At 61.4% G+C, this 4,557-nt stretch carries 3 protein-coding genes; all 3 read right to left on the reverse strand.

Annotated features, from left to right (window positions below; all coding sequences use genetic code 11):
* Positions 1 to 1,982, reverse strand: a 1,982-nt coding sequence (locus QZT71_RS11975; RefSeq protein ID WP_295916528.1) for an endonuclease MutS2, incomplete at its 3' end; no start/stop codon positions are given.
* Between the two features lie 21 nt (positions 1,983 to 2,003).
* On the reverse strand, positions 2,004 to 3,005 hold the full coding sequence (locus QZT71_RS11980) for an MlaD family protein (RefSeq protein WP_295916530.1): 1,002 nt from the start codon (positions 3,003 to 3,005) through the stop codon (positions 2,004 to 2,006).
* A 13-nt stretch (positions 3,006 to 3,018) separates the two neighbouring features.
* Positions 3,019 to 4,302 carry an N-acetylmuramoyl-L-alanine amidase gene (locus QZT71_RS11985; RefSeq protein WP_295916531.1) on the reverse strand — a complete coding sequence of 428 codons (1,284 nt, stop codon included), beginning with the start codon at positions 4,300 to 4,302 and terminating at the stop codon, positions 3,019 to 3,021.
* Positions 4,303 to 4,557: the final 255 nt, after the last annotated feature.

Consider the following 4,557-nt stretch of genomic DNA (forward strand, 5'->3'; position numbering starts at 1 on the left):
ACCTCGCCCCGCTGCGCCTTGCGTTCGTCGCGACGCCGGCGGCGGCGCTCGATGCGTTCGATTTCGCGGGCGATGTCGGCATCCCGCTCCGCCGCGTCGGCTTTCTCGGCCCTATCGCGGAAATCGTCCAGCTCACGGCGCGCAAGGCGCGTCAGCTCCTTTTCGGCCTGCGCCTCACGGATTGTCTTAATCGTATTTTCGATCTGCCGGTTGGCGTCGGCAATCAACTGCTGCGCCTCCTGCTTGGCTTTTTTCAGGATTTCCTGCCGCTCGGCCCGGATTTTCGCCAACTGACCGGCATAGGTCTGCTCCAGCTCCTCGACCTTGCGGTCGGTCAGGCGGATACGGTCGCGTTTCTGCTCCCAGTAATGCTTGTCGCGGGCGATTTCGCGCAGCTGCTTCTCGATATTGATATGGTCGCCGCCCGCCTTTTCGCCCGCAATGCGGATAATATCCTCCGGCAGCCCGATTTTGCGGGCAATCTCCACGGCGAACGAACTGCCGGGCTTGCCCATTTCGAGGCGGAACAGGGGACGGATGTGCTGTACGTCGAACATCATGGCGCCGTTGGCGATGCCGTCGGTGTTCGACGCGTAATACTTGATATTGGCGTAGTGGGTCGTAATGACACCGTAGCACCCCTTGGCGAGCAGCCGCTCGAGGATGGCCTCGGCGATGGCGCCGCCGATAACAGGCTCGGTGCCCGACCCGAATTCGTCGATCAATACCAGCGTCGACGACGAAGCCCCCGCGAGCATGTTCTTCATGTTGAGCAGGTGCGACGAATAGGTAGACAAATCGTCGTCGATCGACTGCTCGTCACCGATGTCGATGAAAACCGAGCGGAACACGGGCAGCTCGGAAACCTCCGACGCCGGGACGGGGAACCCGCACTGGAACATATACTGCACCAGGCCCGTGGTCTTGAGGCAGACCGACTTGCCGCCGGCATTGGGGCCCGAAATGACGAGGATGTGCTTGCGGCGGTCGAGCTGCATGTCGAGCGGCACGACCTCGCGTCCCTGCGCCCGCAGGGTCTGCTGCAACAGCGGATGGCGGGCGTTCTTCAGCACCAGCCGGTCGTCGGTCGAAATAATCGGTTTCACACAGCCGTTCTGCGAAGCCCAGCGGCCTTTGGCGCGCAGCATGTCTATTTCGGCGAGGTAGTCGCCCGAGGCGGCAATCAACTCCGCATCGGGGCGCACCGAGTCGGTGAACTCCGTGAGGATGCGGACGATTTCGCGCCGCTCGGCATACTCCAGCTCGCGCAGTTCGTTGTTGATTTCCACGACCTCGACCGGTTCGACGTAGAAAGTGCGGCCCGTGGCCGACTCGTCGTGGATAAAACCCTGCAATTTGCGTTTGTTGACCGCGGCGACCGGAATCACGGCCTTGCCCTCGCGAATCGAAATCTGGGCGTCGGCGTCGACGATGCCGGCGCTCTTGGCGGCCGACAGTACGGCCTGCAGGCGCTTGGCCGCCTGCCCCTCGCGTTCGCGGATGGCGCGCCGGATTTCCAACAGGCCGGGCGACGCGTTGTCCTTGATGTTGCCGAAGCGGTCGACGATGGCGTCGATTCGCTGCACGATTTCGGGGAACGCCACAACGCCCCGGCTGCGGGCGTACAGCGCCGGATACTGCTCTTCGCGGTTGAGGATGAACCCGACGACGCCCCCGACGACGGTCAGGGCCCGGTGGAGCGTCACCACCTCCTCCACGTCGAGGAACGCACCCTCGACGCGCAGCTTGGCGACGATATGGTCGATGTCGGGGTATTCCCCGCCGGGAAAATCGTGCTCCATATCGAGCAGCAGGCGCATCTGGTCGGCAAGCTCCAGCCGCCGCCCGATTTCACGTGCCGAGGCGGAAAACGTTTCTGAAGCGAGTTTCCCGCGGGCGGCACGCATGGTGCAGAGGGCTGCAACCTGTTCCCGAAGCCGGTCGAAGCCGATCTTCTGCTCGAAGTTTGCAGGATAAATCATGGTCTGTGGCGGATATGACGGCTACCGCAGCCGCTTGAGCGAATCGCGTTCGGCCCGGGCTGCGGCCTTGGCGGCCTTTTTGTCGGCTTTCTCCTTCATCTTCTCGGGATTGCGTCCGAAAAGCGAAAGGTGGACATAGCGGCCGGGGTACTGCTTGACGTCGGCCAGCAGCGCCGCGAGGTTGTCGCTGGCCTTGTCGAGCGAATCGTAGAGCGCGGGGTCGTTCACCAGCTTGCCCACGGTGCCCTCGCCCTGCGCGATGCGCGCCACCAGATCGTCGAGTTGTTCCACGGCCTGCGACAGCTTGAGGGCGAACTCCTCCTCCGAAAGCTGCGAGGTAATGCGGTCGACGTCGCCGATGATACTGTCCACGCGTTCGGCATTGGCACCGAGCATGTCGGAGAACTTCGTGAGGTTGTCCAGCGCACTTTTCAAGTTATTCTTCTCGGCCGAGAGCACCTGGGCCATGTCGCCCGTCACGGAGTTCAGGTTGCCGAGCGTCCCGGCGATGTTGTCCGCATTGGTTTCCATCAGGCGGTTGAGGTTCTCGAGCGCACGCGACAGGTCGGTGGTCAGCTGCGACACTTTCTGCTTGAAGAAGTCCAGCTCCGAGCCGGCCATGTCCATCAGGTCGCGGTCGCGGCTCGAGCGCAGCGTATCGCCCTTCTCGAGGTAGGTGTGCGCCGTGCCGTAGGTGATTTCAATGGCCTTGGCGCCCATCAGTCCGTTGCTGAATATCTTGGCTTCCGAATCGGTCGGAATGCGGTATTCGCGCTTGATGGTGAAGCGCAGCACGACTTTGTCGCTGCGGGCGGGATCGAACGAAAGGCCCGTCACCGAACCGATTTTCACGCCTTTCATCATAATCGGCGAAGCGTTCTGCACGCCGTTTATCTGGTCGTAAGCCGCATAGTACTCGACGTTCCGGCTGAATATGTCGAACCCTTTCAGGAACCGGATTCCGGCCCACGCAACGCCGATCATCGCCACGGCAAAAATTCCGATTTTAACTTCCCTTTTCATATCTCGATTGTTTTCATTTCACAATTTGCGTACCCCGGCAGCTTACCACGAAAGCGTCCGGGAAAACCTTGCGCACCTCGGCCAGCCGTTTCTGCGCCGCAGCGCGGGTGTCGTATTCGCCGACACAGTATTTATAGCGGAAACGGCCCTCGGCCGTATATTGCTTCACCTTGCCGCGGTAGCCCTTGAAGCGCGCCGAAGAGGTCGGGACGGCTTCGGCGCTGGCCAGCACCTGCACGGCGTAGCGCAGCGGCTGCGCCGCCTGCCTGGGGGCCGAATCGCCGCCGCCGGATTTCGGGGCATCGGTTTTCGGCGTTTGCGTTTTCGGGGCCTCCGCCTTTGCGGCAGGCTCCTGCCCGGTTTTTGGTTCGGGCGTCACGGCCGCAGCGGAGTCTTTCGCACCGGCCTTGCCGTCCGGCCTGGCGGGGCGTACGGGCTCCTTGCCCACGACGATTGTCTTCTCCGGCTGTTTTTCCGGCTGCTTCGGGGTCGCGGCCGCCTCCTCTTCCGAGCGCCGCGTTTCGAGCACGTAGGCCGAATAATCCTTCAACCCCTCGTAAATCGAGCGGGCGATTTCATTCTGCCCCTTTTCCGACTTCATGTAGGCCATCTCCTGCGCATTGGACATGAAACCGATTTCGGTCAGCACGCCCGGCATGTCGGTGGCGTAAAGCACGCGCAGCAACTGGGGCTTGATGCCCCGCGAATGCCGGCCGGCTTTCAGGTAGTTGTTCTGGATGCAGCGGGCCATGGCCATGCTGTACTCGCCGTAGGTGAACTGCAGGTTCTGGATATAGGCCCGCACGATGGCCGCCGTGCGCTCGTCCGACATGTCGATCAAATCTTCGCGGTTATTCTCGAACAGGGCGTTTTCGTTGTAGCGCTGCTCCTTGGGGCTCTCGCCCATGATGAGCGTTTCAACGCCCCGCGCCGCCGTGGATTTGGCCGCATTGACGTGAATCGAAATGAAAATGTCGCCGCCCGCCTTGTTGGCGATGTCGGCACGCGCCTGCAGGTCGGTCGCCAGGTCAGTCCCCAGGGCCTTGTCCGTCTTGCGGGTATAGACCACCTTCACGCCGGGCATCCCCTCCTCAATCAGCGCCCCGAGTTTGAGCGCCACTTTCAGCGTAAGGTCTTTTTCGTAGACGTTGCCGTAATGCGCCCCGGGGAACTTGCCGCCGTGGCCGGCGTCGATAACCACAACTTCGACGCCGTGCGCAATATTCCCGGCCGTCGCCACGTTCGTAAGAACGGTTACGGCCGCAAAGGCAAATAACAGGAACAGTCGTGTGCGCATATTTAAGAGGCCTAATGTAAGCTTTCTGTAATTTTTTACCTATCTTTGTCGCGCCTAAAAACCCTGCGGGAAGTCACCAGGAGCCCGATACAGGCGTTTTTGCCGACATGTCGGCAAAGGTACGAAAAATTATTGGAATTTTGGTTAAATTTAGGGTAAAATATCTGTTTTCGGCGGCGGTAATCCTGCTCTTCGCCCAGCTGGTGCTCGGCTCGTCCGCACCCCGGGGAACGCTCGCGGCAGCGGCCCGGGACA

Origin of the sequence: uncultured Alistipes sp. (assembly GCF_902388705.1) — a bacterium.
Classification (GTDB): domain Bacteria; phylum Bacteroidota; class Bacteroidia; order Bacteroidales; family Rikenellaceae; genus Alistipes.

Bases quoted from the DNA above. Each gene is read 5' to 3' on its own strand.
- QZT71_RS11980 (WP_295916530.1), bottom strand. From the start codon at position 3,005: ATGAAAAGGGAAGTTAAAATCGGAATTTTTGCCGTGGCGATGATCGGC.
- QZT71_RS11985 (WP_295916531.1), bottom strand. From the start codon at position 4,302: ATGCGCACACGACTGTTCCTGTTATTTGCCTTTGCGGCCGTAACCGTT.